The sequence below is a fragment of the Actinomadura sp. NEAU-AAG7 genome (assembly GCF_018603865.1).
In the GTDB taxonomy this organism is placed as follows: Bacteria; Actinomycetota; Actinomycetes; order Streptosporangiales; family Streptosporangiaceae; genus Spirillospora; species Spirillospora litoris.
In genome coordinates this window covers 134124-155755 of sequence record NZ_JAHFZY010000003.1, presented here as the reverse complement: position 1 = coordinate 155755, position 21632 = coordinate 134124, and the positions used below count along the sequence as shown (strand labels likewise).

The following is a 21632-nucleotide window of genomic DNA, read 5'->3' as shown; positions in this document are numbered from 1 at the left end:
GCTCCCGAAAAGCCTGCTCCCAGAACCGCGCGGGCCGCCCCCCAGGCGAGGGGCGGCCCGTCGAGGCGGATGATCAGCAGCCGACGAGCTGCGCGGCCAGGAACGACTCGACCTGGCTGAGCGCGATGCGCTCCTGGCTCATCGAGTCGCGCTCGCGGACGGTGACGGCATCGTCGTCGAGGGTGTCGAAGTCGACGGTGACGCAGAACGGCGTGCCGATCTCGTCCTGGCGGCGGTAGCGGCGGCCGATGGCGCCCGCGTCGTCGAAGTCGACGTTCCAGTTGCGGCGGAGCTGCGCGGCAAGGTCGCGGGCCTTCGGCGACAGGTCGGTGTTGCGCGACAGCGGCAGCACCGCGACCTTGACCGGGGCGAGCCGCCGGTCGAGCCGCATGACGACGCGCTTCTCCAGCTTGCCCTTGGCGTTGGGCGCCTCGTCCTCGGCGTAGGCGTCCATCATGAACGTGAGCGTGCAGCGGTCGACGCCGGCCGCGGGCTCGATCACGTACGGGGTGAAGCGGTCCCCGGACTCCTGGTCGAAGAACGACAGGTCGGCGCCGGACGCCTTGGCGTGCGTCGTCAGGTCGAAGTCGGTGCGGTTGGCGACGCCCTCCAGCTCGCCCCACTCGGCGCCGACGAAGTCGAAGCGGTACTCGACGTCCACCGTGCGCTTGGAGTAGTGCGACAGCTTCTCGGCCGGGTGCTCGTACAGCCGCAGGTTCTCCTTGCGGACGCCGAGGTCGACGTACCACTGGAAGCGCTCGTCGATCCAGTACTGGTGCCATTCCTCGTCGCTGCCGGGCTTGACGAAGAACTCCATCTCCATCTGCTCGAACTCGCGCGTGCGGAAGATGAAGTTGCCGGGCGTGACCTCGTTGCGGAACGACTTGCCGATCTGCCCGATGCCGAAGGGCACCTTGCGGCGCGCCGACTGCTGGACGTTCAGGTAGTTGATGAAGATGCCCTGCGCCGTCTCGGGACGCAGGTAGGCCAGGCCCGACTCGTCCTCGACGACGCCGAGGTAGGTCTTGAGCAGGCCGTTGAACATCTTCGGCTCGGTGAAGGAGCCCTTCACGCCGCAGTTGGGGCAGGTGATGTCGGCCAGGCCCCCGGCGGGCGGGCGGCCGTGCTTGGCCTCGTAGGCCTCTTCGAGGTGGTCGGCGCGGAAGCGCTTGTGGCACGACTGGCACTCGGTGAGCGGGTCGACGAACGCCTGGACGTGGCCGCTGGCCTCCCACACCTCGCGCGCCAGGATGACGCAGGAGTCGAGGCCCACGACGTCGTCGCGGCCCTGCACCATGGACTTCCACCACTGGCGCTTGACGTTGTTCTTCAGCTCCACGCCGAGCGGGCCGTAGTCCCAGGAGGCGCGGAGCCCGCCGTAGATCTCACTCGACGGGTAGACCAGGCCCCGCCGTTTGGCGAGGTTGACGATCGTGTCCAGCACATCTGAGCGGCGTGCCATGAGAGGTTCTCCATCCGGCTGGCGGTCGGCGGGACAGTGCGTGCGCCCCCTGGGCCCCGCCGGGCGGCGGGCGGGTGGCGCGTGTGATCCCCGATGAACGCATCGCGACGGTCGGCCGCGATGCCGCCGTGAGGCCCGGACGTCGCCCGGCGCCTCCGGGCACCGCCCAGCTTAGGGCACGGTGGCCGGTCGGGTGTCAGTAGACGCTCCCGTCGACGATGTTGCTGTCGATGTTGAGCGTCACGCCGCCGTGCCGCTCCCGGTGGCCGCCCCGGTACTGCTTGATCCGCCGGTGCGGCGTCCACCAGTGGTCGGGCAGGTAGGGATCGCCGTACACGCGGGCCCTGCCGTCCCAGTTGGCGAACCAGACGCAGCCGGGCCTGGCGATCCGGGCGGACCGTCCGACGTCGCGGATGCCGGAGGCGGCGCTGCTGTACAGGCACGGCTTGTAGTTCTCGCTCTTCAGCCGCTTCACCCACCCGTTGACGAAGCGCAGGACGGCCCTCCGGCACGCGGTGTTCCCCCGGTAGGCCTCCATGTCGAAGTAGATCGGCTTGTGGGGCGGGATGCCGAGCGCCCTGGCCCTGCGCGCGGCGTCCACGGCCGCCTTCCGGCCCTTGGACGCGGCGTTCCCGGCGGTGAACCGCTGCGGGCGGCTCCCGCAGGGCGCCTGGAGCCCGACGTAGGTGGGGGTGATGCGGTAGCCCATCTTCCGGACCTTCCGCACCCAGCCCGGGGTGAGGTTGGGCTGGGCGCACCCCCGGGCCGCGCCGCCGATGTAGATGTTGGTGATCTTGAACGAGGGCCGCCACGCCCGCATCGAGGAGAGCGCCGGGGCCGTGCAGGTGTCGAACCCCCTGCCCGCCGCCCACGCGCCCTCCGCCTTCGTCTCGTCGCCGCCGCCGTCCCCCTGGGCGCCGTCGTCGCCGTCCTCGCCGTCCGGGCCCGGGGGGCCGATGAAGGGCGGCATCGCGAAGGACGGGTCGTCGGTGGGGTCGGTGGGCGGATCCGGCTCCCCCGGCCGGTGGTGGCCGGGTGGCACGGCGGGCCCGGCCGGGTCCAGGCGGGTGCCGCGCAGCAGCCACTGGAGCAGGGACGGGTCCGTCCCGTACACGCCGGTGATCGCGACGCCGGCCTCGGGCAGCGCGAGGCGCGCCTCCTGGCCCGTGCTCCGCCGGACGGTGTAGGAGGCGAGCCTGCTCCCCCGCACGATCGTCCGGGACGAGGCGCCCGGGCCGCCGTCCGCCTCCGGCCGCCCGTCGAGCGGCTGCACGTGGACGGCCTCGGTGCGGCCGACCACGCGGGCCGGGCAGTCGGGCTGCGGTCCGGGGCGTCCGAGGTACACGGCGTGCCGGTCGTAGCGGACGCAGCGGGAGGGGTCGCGGTCGAGCCGGTACACCGTCCAGCCCTCGGGGACGGGCACGCGCACGCCGTGGTAGCGGACCGTCCGCGCCCCTCCGGGGCCGTCCTCGGCCGCGCCGGTCAGCGCCGCGGCCGGCGGCCGCGCGGCGGCGGGCCACAGGCAGGCGAGGAGGGGCGCGGCGACCGCCACCCCGAGGACTCCGCTGAGCTGGACGGCATGGCGCATCACATCTCCCCCGAACCCCGACGCGCGCCCCGCCCGGCGGCCCTGTCCCCCGCGCGGCGGGCGGCATGATCGTGATGCGGCAAAGATGACCATGGACGGACAGGGTGAAACCGGGCCAGGACGCTTCTTGCCCGGCGGTTGCCCTTATCTGGACCGGCCCCGACCGGGCCCCGCCGCCCCCGGCCGGCCCCGGCCGGGCCGCGGGTCGGCTCAGGCGGAGCTGACGACTTCGTAGGCGCCGGGCTCGTCCACCGCCATGGCGGCGAGCGGGATGAACTCCAGCCGCACCTCGTAGCCGCCGAGCGCGCGGCGGTAGTACCCCGCACCGTCCCACTCGGTGACCAGCGCCCACAGGCCCGGCTCGTCGACGGTCCTGGCGAGGCGGCCGGAGCGGAAGCCGGGGCTGGCCGACAGCGTCCGCAGCAGGGCCGTCATGCGGGCGGCGAAGTCGCCCGCGCCCTCACCTGGCACGCGGTACCGGGTTATCGCGATCATCGCCCCATCCTCGCAGTACCTTGGCCCCGTGAGCACACGAGGCGGGCGGCCGGAGACCCCGGCGACGGGCATGCGGGCGACGGTCGAGCGGTGGAGCGCGGCTCCCGTGGTGTTCCTGCACCGGATGCCGAGGGCGGCGCTGCTGGCGGCGGTGTTCGTCCTGCTGGTGGTCGGCATGGTCGGGACGGGCTGGGTCGCCGCCGCCGGGCTGCTGGTCCTCGCGGTGGCGCTGGGCTGGTTCGCCTACCTCAACTGGCCCGCGCTGGACCCGCAGGGACGCGTGTTGCGGGTGGTGGCTCTGACCGTCCTGACCGGATTCGCCCTGGCCAGGGCCTTCGGACGGTTTTGACAATCATTTTCATCTTCATCCATAATCGTTCCGTGCTGACCCCCTGGAACACCGCTCCACGCTCGGACACCGCACCCACCGACACCCATCCCGCCCACACCCCGCGCAGGGCGGCCGTCGCCGTCGCCGGGCTCACCGCGCTCGCCGGGCTGGCGGGCTGCGGCGGCGCCGGCGCCGACGGCCCGTCCGGCCGCCTGGACGTCGTCGCCTCGTTCTACCCGGCCGCCTGGCTGGCGAAGGAGGTCGGCGGGCCCGACGTCGCCGTCCAGACGCTGACCAGACCGGGCGCCGAACCGCACGACCTGGAACTGACCGCCAAGCAGGTCGCCCGGATCGAGAAGGCGGGCCTCGCCGTCTACGTGAAGGGCGTCCAGCCCGCCGTGGACGACGCCGTCGCCAAGCACGCCAAGGACACCTCGCTGGACGCCGCGAGCCTCGTCAGGACGCTGCCGCCGCCCGCCGAGGACGAGGAGGAGCACGAGCACGGGCACGGCGGCGGCAAGGCCCACTTCGACCCGCACATATGGCTGGACCCCAGCCGCATGGCCACCGTCGCCACCGCGCTCGGCGGCAAGCTGGCCGCCGCCGACCCCGAGCACGCCGCCGCCTACAAGGAACGTGCCAACACCGTCGCCGCCAAGCTGACCGGCCTCGACCGCCGCTACCGCGACGGGCTGAGGACCTGCGGGCGCCGGTCGATCGTCACCGCGCACGCCGCGTTCGGCTACCTCGCCGAGCGGTACGGCCTCCGGCAGGTGTCGATCGCGGGCGTGGACCCGACCAGCGAGCCGTCCCCCCGGCGGCTCGCCGAGCTGACGGGGCAGATCAGGGCGGCGGGCGCGACCACCGTGTTCACCGAGACGCTGGTCAGCCCCAAGGTCGGGGAGGCGCTCGCGCGCGAGGCGGGGGTGCGGACGGCGGTCCTCGACCCCGTGGAGGGCGTCGAGAGCGGCTCGTCCGACGACTACATGACGATCATGGAGAAGAACCTGGCCGTGCTGCGTCCCGCGCTGGGGTGCTCATGAGCGCGCCGCCCTTCGCGATGACGGCCGGGACCGTCCGGCGCGACGGCCGCGCGGTGCTCGACGCCGTCGACCTGGAGGTGGCCCCCGGCGACGTCCTCGCGGTCATGGGGCCGAACGGGGCGGGCAAGTCCACCCTGGTCAAGGCGCTGCTCGGGCTCGTCCCGCTGGCGGGCGGGCGCACCGAGATCTACGGCGTGCCGCCCGGCCGGTTCCGCGACTGGCGGCGCGTCGGGTACGTGCCGCAGCGGCTGCCGATGGGCGGCGGCGTACCCTCGACGGTCCGGGAGGTCGTCGCGTCCGGACGCGTCGCGCGGCAGTCGCGCTGGCGGCCCGCCTCGGCCGCCGACCGCGCCGCCGTCGACCGGGCGCTGGAGGCCGCCGGCCTCACCGCGCTCGCCCGCGAGTCGGCGCACCTGCTGTCGGGCGGGCAGCAGCAGCGGGTGCTGATCGCCCGCGCGCTCGCCGGGGAGCCCGACGTGTTCGTGCTGGACGAGCCGACCGCCGGGGTGGACGCGGGCAACCAGGCCGCGCTCGCGGCGACCCTGCGCGACCTGGCCGGGACCGGGCGCACCGTCGTCCTCGTCGCGCACGAGCTCGGCCCCATGGAACCGGTCGTCACGAGGACGGTCGAGCTGGAGCACGGGCGCCTCGTCCGCGACACCTCCTCGCCCGCGGACATGAGGGAAAGCGCGTGATGGGGATGCTGGAGTACGACTTCATGCGGGTCGCGCTGGTGATGGCGGTGCTGATCGGGCTGACCGCGCCCGCCGTCGGCACGTTCATCGTGCAGCGCCGGCTGTCGCTGCTCGGCGACGGCGTCGGGCACATCGCGCTCACCGGCATCGGGCTCGGCCTGCTCACCGGCACCTCGCCCGTCCTCGGCGCGCTGGTCGTGGCGGTGCTCGGCGCGGTCGCGATCGAGGTGCTGCGCGCCCGCAGCCGCAGCGGCGCCGACGTCGCGCTCGCGCTGCTGTTCTACGGCGGGCTCGCGGGCGGCGTGCTGCTGACCGACGCGGAGGGCGGCGGCGGGACGAGCCTCCAGTCCTACCTGTTCGGCTCGATCAGCAGCGTCACGGTGGACGACCTGTACGTGGTGGCCGCCCTCGCCGCCGTCGTCCTCGGGGTCGTGGCGCTGTTCGGCCGCGAGCTGTTCCTGCTGTGCCAGGACGAGGAGGTCGCGCGGGCGTCCGGGCTGCCCGTCCGGTTCCTGAGCGCGCTGGTCGCGGTCACGGCGGCGGTCACCGTCGTCATCGCGATGCGCGCGATCGGGCTGCTGCTGGTCAGCGCGCTCATGGTCGTCCCGGTCGCGGCGGCGCAGCAGCTCACCCGCGGTTTCCGCGCCACGATGCTGCTGGCGATGGCGGCCGGTGTACTGTCGGCCGTAGCGGGGCTGGCCGGCTCCTTCGAGTACGATCTTCCCCCGGGACCCTCGATCGTGCTGCTGGCGCTCACCCTGTTCGTCGCGGCAGTCCTCGGGGGGACGCTGGTGCGACGCGCACGCGCTCGGGCCGCGGCCGGGAGGAGGATTCCCGCCGTCCGGTCCGGGGTGGACGCCGAGGCGGAGGTGCTTGGGGGATGACGACGGCCCGCCGGGACGCGGTGCGGGAGATGCTGGCGGGCTGCGAGGGTTTCCGCAGCGCGCAGGACATCTACGCCGACCTGCGCGCGGACGGTTCCAAGATCGGCCTGACCACGGTCTACCGGGCGCTGCAGGCGCTCAGCGACTCCGGTGAGGTCGACGTGCTGCGCACCGACGAGGGCGAGGCCGTGTACCGCGCCTGCCGCACCGAGCAGCACCACCACCATCTCGTGTGCCGCGACTGCGGGCGCACGGTCGAGGTGGAGGGCCCGGCCGTGGAGCGCTGGGCCGACGCGATCGGCGCCGAGCACGGGTTCGTCGACATCACCCACACCGTCGAGGTCTTCGGCACCTGCGCCGACTGCGCCGCCCGCGCGTCCCGCTGAGCCGCCGCCCCTCCCCCGCCCCGGCCCGGGAGGTTCGCACGCGGGCGGTGATCGGGCCGCCGCCGCCATGGTGAAGAATCGGGGGCATGGCTACCACTCGCACCGCTAACGCACACTGGGAAGGCCCGCTCCTCCAGGGCGAGGGCACGGTTTCGCTGGACTCGTCCGGCATCGGCACGTTCGACGTCAACTGGCCCTCGCGCGCCGAGCAGGCCGACGGGCGCACCAGCCCCGAGGAGCTCATCGCCGCCGCCCACTCCACCTGCTACTCGATGGCGCTCTCGCACGGCCTCGCCGGCGCGGGCACGCCGCCGGAGAAGGTCGACACCAGGGCGGACGTCACCTTCCAGCCGGGCGAGGGGATCACCGGCATCCACCTCACCGTCCGCGCCACCGTGCCCGGCCTGTCGGCCGCCGACTTCGAGAAGGCGGCGCTGGCGGCCAAGGACGGCTGCCCGGTCAGCCAGGCGCTGAAGGGCACCACGATCACCCTGGACGCCGCCCTGGCGTGACCTTTCGGTTCTCCGTCCTGCCGGGGTCGTGGACGGCCCCGGCAGGGAACCCCCGACGAGGTCAGGTGGCCGCCGCGGGCGCCACCGGGTTCGGGAGCGCGCCCCCGTAGCGGCGGTCCCGGGAGGCGTACAGCTCGCAGGCGTGCCAGAGGTGCCGGCGGTCGAAGTCGGGCCACAGCGTGTCGAGGAAGACCATCTCCGCGTAGGCCGACTGCCAGAGCAGGAAGTTCGACGTGCGCTGCTCGCCCGACGAGCGCAGGAACAGGTCCACGTCCGGGATGCCGGGCTCGTCGAGGTAGCGCGCGAACACCTTCTCGTTGATCTTGTCGGGGTTCAGCCGCCCGTCCCGGACGTCGCGGGCGATCGCCGCCGCCGCGTCCGCGATCTCGGCGCGGCCCCCGTAGTTCACGCAGAACTGGAGGGTGAGGACGTCGTTGCCGCGCGTCATCTCCTCGGCGGTCTCCAGCTCCTTGATGACGCTGCGCCACAGCTTCGGGCGGCGCCCCGCCCACCGCACCCGGACGCCCATCGAGTCGAGCTGGTCGCGGCGGCGGCGGATCACGTCCCGGTTGAAGCCCATGAGGAAGCGCACCTCGTCGGGCGACCGCTTCCAGTTCTCGGTCGAGAACGCGTACGCCGACAGGTAGGGGACGCCCAGCTCGATCGCGCCCATGATCACGTCGAAGAGCGAGTCCTCGCCGCGTCTGTGCCCCTCGGTGCGCGGCAGCCCGCGCCCCTTGGCCCAGCGGCCGTTGCCGTCCATGACGATGGCGACGTGCCGGGGCACCAGGTCCGCGGGGATCGGGGGCGGCACGGCGCCGTCCCGATGCGGTTCCGGAGGCGAAACGGCCCTGCTCAAACTCTCTCCCGGTTGGTGTCGTCGTTGGTGTCGTCGCCGATGCTCCCGCCGGAGCCCTCGGTGCCGCGCTCCACGTGGCGCAGGGAGCGGATCCCGTGCTCCAGGTGCCACTGGAGGTAGGCGGCCACCAAGCCGCTGCACTCGGCGCGGTGGCGCGGGTCGCTGCCGTCGGCGTACTCCCACTCGCCGCGCAGCAGCGCCAGCATCAGCGCGAACGTCGGCGGCGCCGGGGTCGCGGCGCCGGGCTGGCGGCAGTTGGCGCACACCGCGCCGCCCGCCGCGATCGCGAACCCGCGCAGCCCGCCGCGGGTGCCGCAGCGGCAGCACTCGTCCAGCGCCGGGGCCCAGCCCGCGACCGACAGTGACCGCAGCAGGTAGGCGTCCAGGACGAGGCGCGGGTCGTGGCTGCGCTCCACCAGCGTGCGCAGCCCCCCGACCAGCAGCAGGAACTGCCGCAGCGCGGGCTCGCCCTCGTCGCCGGCGAGCCGCTCGGCCGTCTCCAGCATCGCCGTGCCCGCCGTGTAGCGGGGATAGTCGGCGACCAGGCCCTCCCCGTACGGCCGGAGCGTCTCGGCCTGGGTGATCAGGTCGAGCGAGCGCCGCTCGTACAGTTGCAGGTCCACGTGGGTGAACGGCTCCAGCCGCGCCCCGAACCTGGACTTGGTCTTGCGGACGCCCTTCGCCGCGGCGCGGATCCGGCCGGTGCGCCGGGTCAGCACCGTCACGATGCGGTCGGCCTCGCCCAGCTTCTGGGTGCGCAGGACGATGCCTTCGTCGCGGTAGAGGGTCACCCGTTCATTCTGGCGCACGTCACGGCCTGCCCCGCTGCCAGCCCGGTCATCTCCGCAGGATCTTCACAAGTCCCCCGGACGATCTCCCTCGGTTCTGTTGCCATTACGTTACGTGACCGGATTCGGCCGCCACCGTCCCGTGTGAAAACGTGGTCTGGATCACGTTGAACTGGCAGCGTTGTGGCATGAGATGCCACATCGTGCCGCCGCACATGCTGGAACGCATCGCTACCGACGCAGGTGACCCGGCACTGCGCGCCCGCGCCCGCCGGACCCTGGCCCTCACCTCCGCCCACTCCTCCGAGCGCCGTACGCTCGCGCCCACCGCGCCCGAGCCCAACGAGGACTTCGTCCCCAACCGGACGATCCACGACGCCGAGCACCGCGAGCGGCTCCCCGGCCGGACCGTCCGCGCCGAGGGGGCGCCCGCCACCGGGGACAAGGTCGTCGACCAGTCCTACGACTGGCTCGGCGTGACCTTCGACTTCTTCGAGGCCGCCTACCGCCGCAACTCCATCGACGGCGCCGGGCTGCCGCTGGTCTCCACCGTCCACTACGGCGACGATTACGACAACGCGTTCTGGAACGGCGAGCAGATGGTCTACGGGGACGGTGACGGCGTCCTGTTCACCGAGTTCACCGGCCCGCTCGACGTCACCGGCCACGAGCTCACCCACGGCATCACCCAGTACACCGCCGGCCTGGAGTACTACAGCCAGCCCGGCGCGCTCAACGAGTCGGTCTCGGACGTGTTCGGCTCGCTGATCAAGCAGTGGCACCTCGACCAGACCGCCGACCAGGCCGACTGGCTGATCGGCGCGGGCCTGCTCGCCGAGGGGGTGCGCGGGATCGCGCTCCGCTCGCTCAAGGCCCCCGGAACGGCCTACGATGATCCGCGACTCGGCAAGGATCCCCAACCAGGCCACATGGACCACTACGTCGACACCTACCGCGACAACGGCGGCGTCCACATCAACTCCGGAATCCCGAACCACGCCTTCTACCTCGCCGCGACCTCCATCGGAGGCCACGCCTGGGAGAAGGCCGGACGGGTCTGGTACGACACGCTCACCGGCGGCAGACTGGAGTCCGACAGCGACTTCAAGAGGTTCGCCGCCGCCACCATCGCGACCGCGACCGACCTGTACGGCGCGGACGGCACCGAGACCAGGGCGATACGCGAGGCGTGGAACGGGGTAGGCGTCTCACCGTGAGTGGGCCGGAACGGAAAACGCAGTGAAGGTGACAGTCGTCCGCAGCGGGGGCTTCGCCGGCATCGAGCAGCGGGCCGAGTCCGACAGCGCCCGCGATCCCGTGCTGGCAAGGCTCGTCGACCGTGTCGATCTCGAACGGGTGCCGCCGCCCGGCCGGATCCCCGACCAGTTCCTCTACGAGATCGACATCGACGGCGACCGCACCACCGTGGGCGAGGCCCAGCTGCACGGCCCGCTCCGCGAACTGGTCCACCACGTCCTCGGCCACGCCCGCTGACCGCGCACGCCGGCCGGTCGTCCGGGCGCCGAACGACAAGGCACTCGAACCGGGGGGCACTCGAACCAGGGGGGCACTCGGACCACGGGGCACTCGAACCGAACGACGGGGCGCTCGAACCACGGGGCGCTCGATGGACCGGGGCGGCCCGTCCCAGCCGGGACGGGCCGCCGCACCGGCATGCCCGGCGCCCGGCGTGTCAGGCGCGGTCCACCCGGTTGACCGCCGACAGCATGGCCTTCAGCGACGCGGTCACGATGTTGCCGTCGATCCCGACGCCCCACACCGACGTGCCGTTCACGTCGCACTCGACGTAGGCGGCGGCGCGGGCGTCGCCGCCGGCGCTCATGGCGTGCTCGGCGTAGTCGAGGACGCGGACGCCGATGCCGACGGAGGCCAGCGCGTCCTCGAAGGCCGAGACGGGCCCGTTGCCGACGCCCTCGATCTCGCGGATCTCGCCGTCCAGGCGGATGTCGCAGCTCAGCGCGTCCTTCTCGGCCACCCGGGAGGTCGCGCGGTGGGCGAGCAGGCCGACGCGCGGGCCGTTGTGCAGGAACTCGGTCTGGAAGATCTCCCACATGCGCTCGGCGGTGACCTCGCCCCCCTCGCTGTCGGTGTGCCGCTGCACGATCCGGGAGAACTCGATCTGGAGGCGGCGCGGCAGCTCCAGCGAGTGCTCGGACTTCATGATGTAGGCGACGCCGCCCTTGCCCGACTGGCTGTTGACGCGGATCACGGCCTCGTAGGTGCGGCCGACGTCGTGCGGGTCGATCGGCAGGTAGGGGATCTCCCAGCGGTGCTGCTCCACCGGGGTCCCGGCGGCCCGCGCGTCCCGCCTGAGGTGGTCGAAGCCCTTGTTGATGGCGTCCTGGTGGGAGCCGGAGAACGCGGTGTAGACCAGGTCGCCGCCGTAGGGGTGCCGCTCGTGGACGGGCAGCTGGTTGCAGTACTCGACCGTCCGGCGGATCTCGTCGATGTCGGAGAAGTCGATCCGCGGGTCCACGCCCTGGGTGAACAGGTTCAGGCCGAGCGTGACCAGGCAGACGTTGCCGGTGCGCTCGCCGTTGCCGAACAGGCAGCCCTCGATGCGGTCGGCGCCCGCCTGGTAGCCGAGCTCGGCGGCGGCGACGGCGGTGCCGCGGTCGTTGTGGGGGTGCAGCGACAGGATGACGGAGTCGCGGTAGGCGAGGTTCCGGTTCATCCACTCGATCTGGTCGGCGTACACGTTCGGGGTGGCCATCTCGACGGTCGCCGGCAGGTTGACGATGACCTTGCGGTCGGGCGTCGGCCGCCACACGTCGTTGACGGCGTTGCAGATCTCGACGGCGTACTCCAGCTCGGTGCCGGTGAAGGACTCCGGCGAGTACTGGAAGTGGATCTCGGTGTCGCCCATGTCCTCGGCGAGCTTGGCGCACAGCTTGGCGCCCTCGACGGCGATCGCGGTGATCCCGTCGCGGTCCTGCCCGAACACGACGCGGCGCTGGAGCGTGCTCGTCGAGTTGTACAGGTGGACGATGGCCCGCCGGGCGCCGCGCAGCGACTCGAAGGTCCGCTCGATCAGCTCGGGCCGCGCCTGCGTCAGGACCTGGATCACCACGTCCTCGGGGACGCGGTCCTCCTCGATGATCTGCCGGATGAAGTCGTAGTCGGTCTGGCTCGCGGCGGGGAACCCGACCTCGATCTCCTTGTAGCCCATCCGTACCAGCAGCTCGAACATCCTGAGCTTGCGGTCGGCGTCCATCGGGTCGATCAGGGCCTGGTTGCCGTCGCGCAGGTCCACCGCGCACCAGCGCGGCGCCTCGGTGATGACCCGGTCCGGCCAGGTGCGGTCGGCGAGCCGGACGGGCTCGACGGGGCGGTAGCGGTGGAAGGGCATGCCCGAGGGCTGTTGCTGCGGATACATCCGTGGTGGTCTCTCTGCTCAGATCCTGCGGCCGACGTCCGACACGTCAAGGCTCCGCAGCGAGGGAGCCGACCTCGTCACAGGCCCCCGCTGCGGCCGCTAAGGAGGAGCAGCACACGCGACACGCTGCAAAGTTAACAGACCGCATCCGACTTACGGAAATGACGTCCCGCATGGTGAGACGTGCGCGTCTCGCGCCCGCGGCCGGGGGACGAGCACCGACAGGCAGGTCACGCAGCCTTCGAGGGCCTCGAACTCGCTGATGTCGACGGTCGTGACGCGCAGGCCGTCGGCGGCGAGCTGGGCGGCGGTGCGCGGCGCCGCCGCCGAGATCAGGACGTGGGCGGGGCCGAGCCCGACGACCTGCGCGCCCGCCGGCTCGCCCGCGACCCGCATGCACGGCAGGACGGAGGTGTCCACGAGCTCGGGCACACCGATGATCGTCCCGTCGGGCAGCGCGGTGATCGCCGACTTCAGGTGCACGCAGCCGCGCGTGTCGACGGGCACGACCCGCCGCCCGCCCAGCAGGTGGGCGAGCTGGCAGATGCCCTCCTCGTTGGTGCGGGCGCCGCGTCCGACGTAGACGGTGCCGCCCGCGTGCAGGACGTCGCCGCCGTCCAACGTGCCCGGCTCGGTGATCCGCTCGACCCGAAGGCCGAGGTCGCGCACCGCCGCCTCGGCGCCGGGGACCTCGCCCCTGCGGCGCGTCTCGCCGGACCGGCCGAGGACCGCGAGGTCGCCGCAGACGACCACGGCGTCCTCGACGAACACGGCGTCGGGGTGGGCGTCGGCGGGCGCGACCGGGCGGACCCGCCAGCCCGCCTCGCCCAGTGCCGCGACGTAGTCCCCGTGCTGGCGCGCGGCGAGCGCGGTGTCCACCTCGCGGCGGTCGCGGTGGGTGACGATCCCGTCGGCGAGGCGCGGGCCGGGATCGCGGACGAGCGCCGTCCCGGGCCGCTCGATCACCGCGCTCCCGGTCGGCGCGCTCCCGATCACCCGGCCCCCGGTCACCGTGCCGCCCCCTCCGTCATCACGATCACGCCGAGAGCGTACGCCCGGGACATGCCGAGCAGCTCGGCGATCCGGTGCAGGGCCTGCCGCTCCCCGTCGCCGAGCGGCCCGTCCGCCAGGCCGATCCGGACGACCTGCGCGAGGAACCACTCCTTGGCCTCGACGGCGAGCTGCGCGCCCGCCCGCGCGACGTCGCGCTCCAGCAGCTCGTCCCGCAGCCGGAGGTCGGCGTCGATGTCGGCGTCGGCGTAGCCGGGCTCGCCGTAGCCGAGCACGGTGGTCGCGGCGCGGGCGCGGGCCGTCCCGTCGGAGGGGTCGCCCGAGCGCAGCACCAGCGTCGCGGCGGCGCGCATGCCCGCGGGCAGCGCCGCCGCCATCTGCTGGGCGGTCGGGATCGCCAGCGCCGACACCGGGAAGCGGCGGCGGCAGGTGCGGCACTCGGCGGCCTGGCCGAGCCGCCACAGCGGCACCAGCGGGACGAAGAACACGGTGAGCCAGCGGCGTCCGGTCCGCCTCCGGTAGGCACGGTCACCGCCGCAGTGGGGGCAGTGGAACGTGCCGTCACTGACCGTACGGAACACCGCCGTCAGTCCGAAAACGAGCAACACCGGGGCTCTCCTCCCATAACGGACGCTTTCCAAACTACCGACCCGGGAGCCCCGCCGTGGCCGTCCCGGCCAAGGCGGGCCCTCCCCTTACGCTGGGTCCATGACCGGTGACCTGGGTTCCGACGCGGACGGCACGCGGGCGCGCCCGTCCGCGCGCTCCACCGCACGGCCGGAGTTCCTGCCGCACGACGAGGGCTCCCCGGCGCCCGCCGACCCGTCCGGCGGAGCGGTGCCGCCGCCGGATCCCGTGCCGTCCCGGCGGTACGGCGCCGTCTGGGACCTCGCCATGATCGCCGCCGCGGCCACGATGCTGGTCTCGGCGTTCCTGCCGTGGGCGCGGGCGGAGGTGGTCGTCGACCTGTTCGGCCGCTCGCTCTCGCGCGACGCCGGCAGCGTGGCGGGCATCGACGCCGACGACCTGGTCGTCGCGGTCCCGGCGCTGGCCGTGGTCGCGATCGTCCTGGCCTGCTGGGACCTGCTCGGCCGGGACTCCCGGATCGGCGGGCTCGCCGCCGTCCCCGCCGTCCTGGCGCTGCTGGCCTGCGGGGTCTTCGTCCTCCGCCTGGGCGACGTGCGCGACGACCTGCCCGGCGGGGTGCCGGGCGGCGGCCTGGACGTCGGCTACCAGATCTCCGTCCGCTACGGCTGGTACCTGGCGGTCGCGGCGTCGCTGCTGCTGATCGGGTGCAGCCTGGCCCGGCCGATCAGCGACCGGATGCTCGCCCCGCGTCCCGGGCCCGCGTACGGCGACCGGCCCCACGCCTGGAATCAGGGCGAGTACGGGCAGCACCGCGAGTACGGCGAGTACGCCGTCTGGCCCCAGCCGCAGGAGCGGCCCGCGAGTGGGGACGAGACCCCGGAGGAGCCGTCGGGAAGATCCTGGCCCAGGCCCGACTGACCGCCGCTCAGTCGTAGAAGCCGAGGCGCCGGAGCTGCTTGGGGTCGCGCTGCCAGTCCTTGAGGACGCTGACGCGCAGGTCGAGGAAGACCTTGGTGCCGAGGAGCGCCTCGATCTGCCGTCGGGCGGCGGCGCCGACCTCGCGGAGCCGGGCGCCCTTGTGGCCGATGATGATCCCCTTCTGGCTGGACCGCTCGACGAACAGGTGCGCGTAGATGTCGACGAGGTCGGCGCGCCCGCCCCGGTTCTCGCGGGCGGCCATCTCGTCCACGACCACGGCGATCGAGTGCGGCAGCTCGTCGCGGACGCCCTCCAGCGCGGCCTCGCGGATCAGCTCGGCGACCAGGACCTGCTCGGGCTCGTCGGTGAGGTCGCCCTCGGGGTAGAGCGGCGGGCCCTCGGGCAGGTGGGAGATCAGCAGGTCGCCGGCGAGGTCGACCTGGAAGCCGCCGTCGGCCGAGCAGGGCACGATGTCGGCGAACTCGCCGAGCCCCCCGACGGCCAGGAGCTGCTCGGCGACCCGCTCGGGGGCGGCCAGGTCGGTCTTGGTCACGATCGCCACGACCGGCGTCCCCTTCACGGCGGCCAGCTCGCGCGCGATGTACTTGTCGCCGGGGCCGACGGGCTGGTCGGCGGGCACGCAGAACCCGATCACGTCCACCTCGGTCAGCGTGGAGCGGACGAGGCTGTCGAGCCGCTCGCCGAGCAGCGTGCGGGGCTTGTGCAGGCCGGGGGTGTCGACGACGACGAGCTGCGCGCCGGGCCGGTGCACGATGCCCCGGATGGCGCGCCGGGTGGTCTGCGGGCGGCTGCTGGTGATCGCGACCTTGGTGCCGACCAGCGCGTTCATCAGCGTGGACTTGCCCACGTTCGGGCGCCCGACGAAGCAGGCGAACCCGGCGCGGTGCTCGCCCGCCGGACGTCGGTCGGTCATGTCTCCCAGCGTTGTCACCCTCCGATTGTCCCCCACGCGCCGCCCCGCCCGGTCCAACGCCGGTGCTCAGGCGGCGGGAGAGCCCAGGCAGCGGAGGGCGTCGTCGGCCTTCTCGACCCAGTGGTCGGCGCCCAGGCGGCGGGCCACCCGGGCGGCCTCGCGGTAGTGGGCGGCGGTGACGCGCGCGGGGCGCTCCAGGAACAGCGCCAGGTCGCCGAGGACGTGCGCGACGGGCCCGATGGTGGCGACGGCGGTTCCGCCGCCGGTGACGTGCTGCTCGTAGGGCAGGAGGGCCGCGTAGGCCCGCTCGGCCAGGTCGCGGTCGCCGAGCGCGATCGCGCGCAGCGCCCGGATGGCCATCGAGAGGTCGAAGAAGTAGTCGAGCCGGACGGGCCCCGTCCCGGCCACGGCGGCGCGGGCCTCGGCGGTGCGTCCGGCGGCGGCCAGCGCGAGCGCGTGGACGTCGGCGATCGGCTCGATGCCCGGCCACCGGCGGTGCAGCCAGCCGGCCTCCTCGGCCATCTCCCCGGCCCGGCCCTGGACGAGCCGCACGCAGAACGCGGCGAGGAACAGCATGCCGCGCTCGTCGAACCAGATGCTGGCCCGGCCGATGGCGCCGCCCACCTCCTCGTAGGCGCGCTCGGCGGCCTCCGGGCGGGCGGTGAAGGCCTGCTGGAGGCCCGTGTACCAGGTGGCGATCTGCGCGAGCAGCGGCAGCCCGTACTGGTCGGCGAGGCGGGCGCCCTCGGCGAGCTGCCGGCTCGCGGCGGGCAGGTCCAGCGCGGAGATGGCGTTCTGCTGGAGCTGGAGGTGCGCGAGGACGAGGTAGGTGGCGAGGTCGTGCTCGCGCGCGAGGGCGAGCAGCTCGGTCGCGATCGCGCGGCGCGCGGCCAGGCCGTCCGCCGTGCGGTAGGAGTTGATGTAGCGGCCGTTGAGCGCGACGGCGATCAGCTCGGGGTCGCCGAGTTCGCGGGCGAGCGCGACCGCCTCCCCGGACGCGGTGACGCCCACGTCGCGCTGCTGCCCCTCCATCTCCAGCGCCATCGTGGTGAGCAGCCGGACGCGCAGCTCCGGCTCGCCCTCCGGCAGCCGGTCGAGCGCCTCGGCGGTGGCGTCGACGACGGCCTGGTCGAGCGTCCCGTACTCGCGGGCCGTCCACAGGGTGGGGCCGTCGAAGGCGACGATGACCCGGGCCAGGAGCCGGACGTCGCCGAGCGCGCGGGCGTCGGCGATCGCGGCCTGGCGGCGGCGCCGGGCGGCGACGACGTCCCCGGCGAGGGCGGACGCGCGGATCGCGGAGACCTCGGCCTCCAGCCGGTCGCGGGTCGCCTCGGGGCCCCGCGCGCGCAGCGTCTCGACGGCGCGGACCCACAGGTCGGCGGCGGCCGCGTGCGCGAAGCGGGCCTCGGCGGCCTCGGCGGCGAGCCGCGCGTACCGGACGGCCTTGCCGGAGTCGGTGCCGGACTCCAGGTAGTGGTGGGCGATCGCGGCGACCTCGTCGGGGCTGTGCCGCTCCAGCGCGGCGGCGACCCGGCCGTGGCCGCGGACGCGGCGGGCCCGCGAGATCCCGGTGTAGAGGGTGTCGCGGACGAGGGCGTGCGCGAACCGCATCCGGCCCGGCGCGGGCTCGGTGACCAGCCCGGACGCCAGGCCCGCCTCGACGGCGTCGAGCACGGCGTCCTCGTCGCCCGTCAGGTCGGTCAGCACGCCGAGGGGCGCGTCTCGGCCGATGACGGCGGCGTCGCGCAGGACGGCCTGCGCGGGCTCGGGCAGCCGCGCGATCCGGCGGCGCAGCACGTCGCCGACCCCGGCGGGGACGCGGCGGGTCGCGGCGGGCAGGCCCTCGGCCTCCAGGAGCCGGGCGGTCTCGCGGGTGAAGAACGGGTTCCCGGCGGTCCGCTCGGCGATCGCCGACAGCTCGGCGTCGCCGAGGCGGGCGTCGCAGGTGTCGCGGACGAGCGCGGCGACCTCGGGCACCGACAGCCCGCCGAGGTCGATCCGGTCGGGCTCGTGCCGGGCGAGCAGGGCGAGGGCGGCGGCGAGCCGCTCGGGCACCTCGGTCTGCCGGAACGTCGTCACCAGCAGGACGGGGCGGTCCCTGAGCCGCTCGGCGAGGCGCGTCAGCAGCGCGAGCGTCTCCTCGTCGGCCCAGTGGAGGTCGTCCAGGACGAGCAGCAGCGGCGCGTGGCCCGCGACCTCGTCGAGGTAGTCGCCCACGGCCAGGTGGAGCCGGAACCGGCCGGTGCCCGCGTCGGCCCCCGAGGCGCCCGAAGGCCCGGTCGCCGCGTCGTCCAGGAGCGGGCCGAGGCGGGCGGCGAGGGCGGGCTCGGGCGGGACGGCGGCGGTCAGCTCGTGCAGCAGCTCGGCCCAGGGCCAGGCCGCCGGGGCGCCGCCGGTCTCGGGGGCGCGGCCCCAGGCGCGGGTCCAGCCGCGGTCGCCGAGCGTGCGCGCGAACCGCTCGACCAGGGCGGTCTTGCCCATGCCCGCGTCGCCGCCGACGATGACGACGCCGCGCCGTCCCGCGGCGGCGGCGCGCGCGGCCTCCTCAAGCCGCGCCAGCTCGCTCTCGCGTCCGACGAACGCCGTCCCCCGGGTCACCGGCGCGGCGCTCTCCGGGGGCGCGGCGGCGAGGCGCAGCACCGGGCGCGGGGCGTCCGCCGGAGCGCCGACCGCCGGGTCCAGGGACGGCGCCTGGGCGAGGATGTCGGACTCCAGGCGGCGCAGGGCGGGGCCCGGGTCGACGCCCAGCTCCTCGGTGAGCGCCGTGCGGGCGCGGCGGAGCGCGGCGAGGGCGTCGCCCTGGCGCCCGGCGCGGTAGAGGGCGAGCGCGAGCAGCCGCCAGCCCTCCTCGCGCAGCGGGTTGGCGGCGGTGTGGGCCTCCAGGTCGGGGACGGCCTCGGGCGCCGCGCCGAGCCGCAGCGTCGCCTCGGCCCGCCGCTCGACCGCGAGGCGGCGCCGCTCCTCCAGCCGGGCGGCCTCGGCGGCGGCCCAGGGCAGCCCGGCGAACTCGGCGTAGGCGGGGCCGCGCCAGCGCCCGAGCGCGTCCTGCGCCCGCCGCCGCGCCCGCGCGGGATCGCCCGCCTCCAGCAGCGCGGCGGCCTCGTCGATCAGCGCGTCGAACGCCCAGGCGTCGACGCCGTCCGCGGGCAGCCGCAGCGCGTACCCGGGCGGCTCGGTGAGCAGGACGCGCGCCGGGGTGCGGGGCGGGCGGCCCGGCTCCAGCGCCCGACGCAGGTGCGAGACGAACGACTGGAGCCCGGCGGCGGCGCGCGGCGGCGCCGCCTCGCCCCACAGGTCCTCGACGAGCCGGTCGGCCGGGACCATCCGGCCCTGCGCGACGACCAGGCGCGCGAGCACCGAGCGCTGGCGGGGGCCGCCGAGGTCCACCGGCGTGCCGTCCACCGCCGCGCCGAAGGATCCGAGCACGCGCACAGCAGTCGTCATGTCCCGGTCAGCCTAAACCGGGACATGACGACCAGCCGTCCGGGCCCCCGCTACACAGCGATCACCGGGCGGTCACGCGGGCTGGTGCTCGCGCTCGGCGTCCCCGGCGGGGGTGGCGCCGTGCAGGTCGATGTTCGGCAGGACGCGGGCCAGCGGCTTCGGCAGCCACCAGTTCGCCCGTCCGAGCAGCGCCATCGTGGCGGGCACCAGCACCAGCCGGACGATCGTCGCGTCCAGCGCCACCGCCGCCGCGAGCCCGACGCCCATCTGCTTGATGATCACGCCCGGGTCCATCGCGAACCCGAGGAACACCGCCACCATGATCAGCGCCGCGCTGGTGATCACCCGGCCGGTCGCGGCGAGCCCGGTGGACACCGAGCCGTGCGCGTCGCCGCTGCGCAGCCATTCCTCCCGGACCCGTGAGAGCAGGAACACCTCGTAGTCCATCGAGACGCCGAACAGCACGGCGAACATCAGCAGCAGGATGAAGCTGGACACCGGGACGCTGTGCGGGAGCCCGAGCAGCTCGGCGCCCCACCCCCACTGGAACACGGCGGTCAGCACCCCGTAGGCGGCGCCGATCGACAGCAGGTTCATCGCGGCGGCCTTGAGCGGCGCCAGCACCGACCTGAAGACGATCATCAGCATGATGAACGAGGTCGCGACGACGACGCCGATCACCGGCCACAGCCGCTCCGACAGCACCCGGGACAGGTCCACATACGTCGCGGTCAACCCGGTGATCTCCGTGCCCGGCGGCAGGACGTCGGCGCGGATGCGGTCGACGAGCCCGGTCACCGCCTTGTCCTGCGGTCCGTACTTCGGCGTGACGATGATCACGGCGGCGGTCCGGTCGGGCGACAGCTGCGCCGGCGCGACCGCGACCACCCCGTCGACCCGGGAGAGCTTCTGCCCGAGGCCGGGCAGCGCCGAGGCGTCCACCTTCTCCAGGTCGGCGGCGACGAGGAACGTGCCGTTGGCGCCGGGCCCGTAGGCGTCCGCGACGAGGTCGTAGGACTGCCGGACGGTGTTGGAGGTCGGCTCGCTGCTGGCGTCGCTCGGCCAGGTGCGCATGCCGAGCATCGGCGCCGCCAGCGCGAGCATCAGCAGCAGCGCGGCGACCAGCCACGGCCACGGGTGCCGGCCGACGTGCTCGGCCCACCGGCGGACCCTCGGCGACTCCGCCGAGATCGTCGCGCCGGCCGCGCGGTCGCGGCGGCGCAGCACCCGGCGGCCCGACAGGCCGAGGACGGCGGGCAGCAGCGTGACCGCGCTCAGCACCGTCGCCGCCACGACGAGCCCGGTCGCGAAGCCCATCGTCATGAACGACGGGATCCGCGACAGCACCAGCCCGCACAGCGCCAGCAGCACCGTGAACCCGGCGAAGATCACCGACATGCCGGCCGTGGCGATGGCGCGCCCCACCGACTCGGGGACGTCCAGGCCCCCCGCGAGCCCCTCGCGGTGCCGGGTGAGGATGAACAGCGCGTAGTCGATCCCCACGCCGAGCCCGACCATCGAGGCCAGCGTCGGCGACGTCGTCGCCACGTTGGTGAACAGCGCGAGCAGTGTGATCCCCGACACCCCGACGCCGAGCCCCGCCAGCGCGACGGCCAGCGGCAGCCCCGCCGCCACGACCGACCCGAACGCCAGCAGCAGGATCACCAGCGCCGCGACGATCCCGACCGCCTCGGCGACGCCCCCCGGCGCCGTCACGTTCTCGGGCACCTGCCCGCCGAACTCGACCTGGTATCCGGCCTTGTCGAGGTTGCCGGTGGCGTCCCGCAGCAACTCCAGCGTCGGCTTGGGCGCGAGGTCGGTCACCGGCACCGAGTACCGGACGGTCATCAGCGCGGTCGCGCCGTCCTTGGACGGCTGCGGCGGATCCACCGCGCTCACGTGCGGCAGCTTGCGCAGCTCCGCGCTCGCCGTGCCGAGCGCCGCCTGGTCCACCGTGCCCGACTTCGCGTGCACCACGACCCGCGCGTCCGCGCCCGACAGCGCGGGGAACCGGTCCTCCAGCAGGTCGCGGGCCTCCTGCGACCCGGTCCCCGACAGCGTGTAGTTGTCGTGCAGCGTGCCGCCCGCGACCCCGGCGATCCCGGCCATCGCCCCGATGAGCACCAGCCACACGACGATGAACCGCCACGGCCGCAGCGCGGCGGCTCTCCCGAGGCGGTACAGCAGACGGGACATCACAACTCCCCCAGACAATCTCCATTGACCTCCCGAGGGTCGCGCCGTCCCCTTGCCGCCCACTTGGCACCCACTTGGGATCCCGGCCGGGGGCACTTGCG

20 protein-coding genes are annotated in these 21632 nt (G+C 74.3%); 9 read left to right on the top strand and 11 right to left on the bottom strand.

Going from position 1 to position 21632, the window contains the following annotated elements:
- Window positions 1–73: 73 nt before the first annotated feature.
- The 3 genes from KLI87_RS15315 to KLI87_RS15305 form a co-directional block, all read right to left on the bottom strand.
- Window positions 74–1462, bottom strand: a complete 1389-nt coding sequence (locus KLI87_RS15315; RefSeq protein ID WP_156219307.1) for a glycine--tRNA ligase — start codon at window positions 1460–1462, stop codon at window positions 74–76.
- Window positions 1463–1658: 196 nt separating this feature from the next.
- Complete coding sequence (locus tag KLI87_RS15310) at window positions 1659–3050, bottom strand: DUF1906 domain-containing protein (protein WP_214617627.1); 1392 nt, start codon at window positions 3048–3050, stop codon at window positions 1659–1661.
- Window positions 3051–3260: 210 nt separating this feature from the next.
- Window positions 3261–3545 carry an antibiotic biosynthesis monooxygenase gene (locus KLI87_RS15305; protein WP_214617626.1) on the bottom strand — a complete coding sequence of 95 codons (285 nt, stop codon included), beginning with the start codon at window positions 3543–3545 and terminating at the stop codon, window positions 3261–3263.
- A 28-nt stretch (window positions 3546–3573) separates the two neighbouring features.
- On the opposite strand from KLI87_RS15305, the gene KLI87_RS15300 reads away from it, so the two are divergent.
- The 6 genes from KLI87_RS15300 (at window position 3574) to KLI87_RS15275 (ending at window position 7396) form a co-directional block, all read left to right on the top strand.
- Window positions 3574–3894 carry a DUF6703 family protein gene (locus KLI87_RS15300; RefSeq protein ID WP_156219304.1) on the top strand — a complete coding sequence of 107 codons (321 nt, stop codon included), beginning with the start codon at window positions 3574–3576 and terminating at the stop codon, window positions 3892–3894.
- Window positions 3895–3926: 32 nt separating this feature from the next.
- Window positions 3927–4919: a metal ABC transporter substrate-binding protein gene (locus tag KLI87_RS15295; RefSeq protein ID WP_308166019.1), complete on the top strand. Its 993-nt coding sequence runs from the start codon at window positions 3927–3929 to the stop codon at window positions 4917–4919.
- Window positions 4916–5614 carry a metal ABC transporter ATP-binding protein gene (locus KLI87_RS15290; RefSeq protein ID WP_156219303.1) on the top strand — a complete coding sequence of 233 codons (699 nt, stop codon included), beginning with the start codon at window positions 4916–4918 and terminating at the stop codon, window positions 5612–5614. The genes KLI87_RS15295 and KLI87_RS15290 overlap by 4 nt, the downstream gene beginning before the upstream one ends.
- Window positions 5611–6498, top strand: coding sequence for a metal ABC transporter permease (locus KLI87_RS15285; protein ID WP_214617625.1), 888 nt, complete (start codon window positions 5611–5613; stop codon window positions 6496–6498). The genes KLI87_RS15290 and KLI87_RS15285 overlap by 4 nt, the downstream gene beginning before the upstream one ends.
- Entirely contained in the window at window positions 6495–6884 is a 390-nt protein-coding gene (locus tag KLI87_RS15280; protein WP_156219301.1) for a Fur family transcriptional regulator, read from the top strand. The genes KLI87_RS15285 and KLI87_RS15280 overlap by 4 nt, the downstream gene beginning before the upstream one ends.
- A gap of 86 nt (window positions 6885–6970) precedes the next feature.
- Window positions 6971–7396, top strand: coding sequence for an OsmC family protein (locus KLI87_RS15275; RefSeq protein ID WP_156219300.1), 426 nt, complete (start codon window positions 6971–6973; stop codon window positions 7394–7396).
- Window positions 7397–7457: 61 nt separating this feature from the next.
- Here the strand turns inward: KLI87_RS15275 and KLI87_RS15270 are convergent, their stop codons facing one another.
- Window positions 7458–8255 carry an isoprenyl transferase gene (locus KLI87_RS15270; RefSeq protein ID WP_156219299.1) on the bottom strand — a complete coding sequence of 266 codons (798 nt, stop codon included), beginning with the start codon at window positions 8253–8255 and terminating at the stop codon, window positions 7458–7460.
- Window positions 8252–9046, bottom strand: coding sequence for a DNA repair protein RecO (gene recO / locus KLI87_RS15265; RefSeq protein ID WP_214617624.1), 795 nt, complete (start codon window positions 9044–9046; stop codon window positions 8252–8254). Before recO ends, KLI87_RS15270 begins: the two co-directional genes overlap by 4 nt.
- A 185-nt stretch (window positions 9047–9231) precedes the next feature.
- Here recO and KLI87_RS15260 point away from each other — a divergent pair, with 185 nt between their 5' ends.
- Both KLI87_RS15260 and KLI87_RS15255 read left to right on the top strand, forming a co-directional pair.
- Window positions 9232–10260: a M4 family metallopeptidase gene (locus KLI87_RS15260; protein ID WP_156219298.1), complete on the top strand. Its 1029-nt coding sequence runs from the start codon at window positions 9232–9234 to the stop codon at window positions 10258–10260.
- A 22-nt stretch (window positions 10261–10282) separates the two neighbouring features.
- Window positions 10283–10537, top strand: coding sequence for a protealysin inhibitor emfourin (locus KLI87_RS15255; protein WP_214617623.1), 255 nt, complete (start codon window positions 10283–10285; stop codon window positions 10535–10537).
- Between the two features lie 199 nt (window positions 10538–10736).
- On the opposite strand, the gene leuA is transcribed toward KLI87_RS15255, so the two are convergent.
- The 3 genes from leuA to KLI87_RS15240 all read right to left on the bottom strand — a co-directional run bounded on the left by leuA (window position 10737) and on the right by KLI87_RS15240 (window position 14059).
- Complete coding sequence (gene leuA / locus KLI87_RS15250; RefSeq protein WP_214617622.1) at window positions 10737–12440, bottom strand: 2-isopropylmalate synthase; 1704 nt, start codon at window positions 12438–12440, stop codon at window positions 10737–10739.
- Between the two features lie 153 nt (window positions 12441–12593).
- Window positions 12594–13451, bottom strand: a complete 858-nt coding sequence (ddaH, locus tag KLI87_RS15245; protein ID WP_308166018.1) for a dimethylargininase — start codon at window positions 13449–13451, stop codon at window positions 12594–12596.
- Window positions 13448–14059, bottom strand: coding sequence for a hypothetical protein (locus KLI87_RS15240; protein WP_173390892.1), 612 nt, complete (start codon window positions 14057–14059; stop codon window positions 13448–13450). The genes ddaH and KLI87_RS15240 overlap by 4 nt, the downstream gene beginning before the upstream one ends.
- A gap of 100 nt (window positions 14060–14159) precedes the next feature.
- On the opposite strand from KLI87_RS15240, the gene KLI87_RS15235 reads away from it, so the two are divergent.
- Window positions 14160–14957, top strand: coding sequence for a hypothetical protein (locus KLI87_RS15235; protein ID WP_156219296.1), 798 nt, complete (start codon window positions 14160–14162; stop codon window positions 14955–14957).
- A gap of 7 nt (window positions 14958–14964) precedes the next feature.
- Here the strand turns inward: KLI87_RS15235 and era are convergent, their stop codons facing one another.
- From era to KLI87_RS15220, 3 genes are all read right to left on the bottom strand, one after another.
- The gene (gene era, locus KLI87_RS15230) at window positions 14965–15891 is read right to left on the bottom strand and encodes a GTPase Era (protein WP_156219295.1); all 927 of its coding nucleotides are present in this window, start codon (window positions 15889–15891) and stop codon (window positions 14965–14967) included.
- Between the two features lie 66 nt (window positions 15892–15957).
- A complete protein-coding gene (locus tag KLI87_RS15225) occupies window positions 15958–19335 on the bottom strand; it encodes an AfsR/SARP family transcriptional regulator (protein ID WP_214617621.1) in 3378 nt (1125 codons plus the stop codon).
- 72 nt (window positions 19336–19407) lie between these two features.
- Entirely contained in the window at window positions 19408–21531 is a 2124-nt protein-coding gene (locus KLI87_RS15220; protein ID WP_214617620.1) for an MMPL family transporter, read from the bottom strand.
- Between the last annotated feature and the right edge of the window lie 101 nt (window positions 21532–21632).

Coding starts and splice junctions, on each gene's coding strand:
- leuA (WP_214617622.1), bottom strand. CDS start 12,440: ATGTATCCGCAGCAACAGCCCTCGGGCATGCCCTTCCACCGCTACCGC.
- KLI87_RS15315 (WP_156219307.1), bottom strand. CDS start 1,462: ATGGCACGCCGCTCAGATGTGCTGGACACGATCGTCAACCTCGCCAAA.
- KLI87_RS15310 (WP_214617627.1), bottom strand. CDS start 3,050: ATGCGCCATGCCGTCCAGCTCAGCGGAGTCCTCGGGGTGGCGGTCGCC.
- KLI87_RS15275 (WP_156219300.1), top strand. CDS start 6,971: ATGGCTACCACTCGCACCGCTAACGCACACTGGGAAGGCCCGCTCCTC.
- KLI87_RS15260 (WP_156219298.1), top strand. CDS start 9,232: ATGAGATGCCACATCGTGCCGCCGCACATGCTGGAACGCATCGCTACC.
- KLI87_RS15220 (WP_214617620.1), bottom strand. CDS start 21,531: ATGTCCCGTCTGCTGTACCGCCTCGGGAGAGCCGCCGCGCTGCGGCCG.
- KLI87_RS15235 (WP_156219296.1), top strand. CDS start 14,160: ATGACCGGTGACCTGGGTTCCGACGCGGACGGCACGCGGGCGCGCCCG.
- KLI87_RS15280 (WP_156219301.1), top strand. CDS start 6,495: ATGACGACGGCCCGCCGGGACGCGGTGCGGGAGATGCTGGCGGGCTGC.
- KLI87_RS15225 (WP_214617621.1), bottom strand. CDS start 19,335: ATGACGACTGCTGTGCGCGTGCTCGGATCCTTCGGCGCGGCGGTGGAC.
- KLI87_RS15290 (WP_156219303.1), top strand. CDS start 4,916: ATGAGCGCGCCGCCCTTCGCGATGACGGCCGGGACCGTCCGGCGCGAC.
- era (WP_156219295.1), bottom strand. CDS start 15,891: ATGACCGACCGACGTCCGGCGGGCGAGCACCGCGCCGGGTTCGCCTGC.
- KLI87_RS15305 (WP_214617626.1), bottom strand. CDS start 3,545: ATGATCGCGATAACCCGGTACCGCGTGCCAGGTGAGGGCGCGGGCGAC.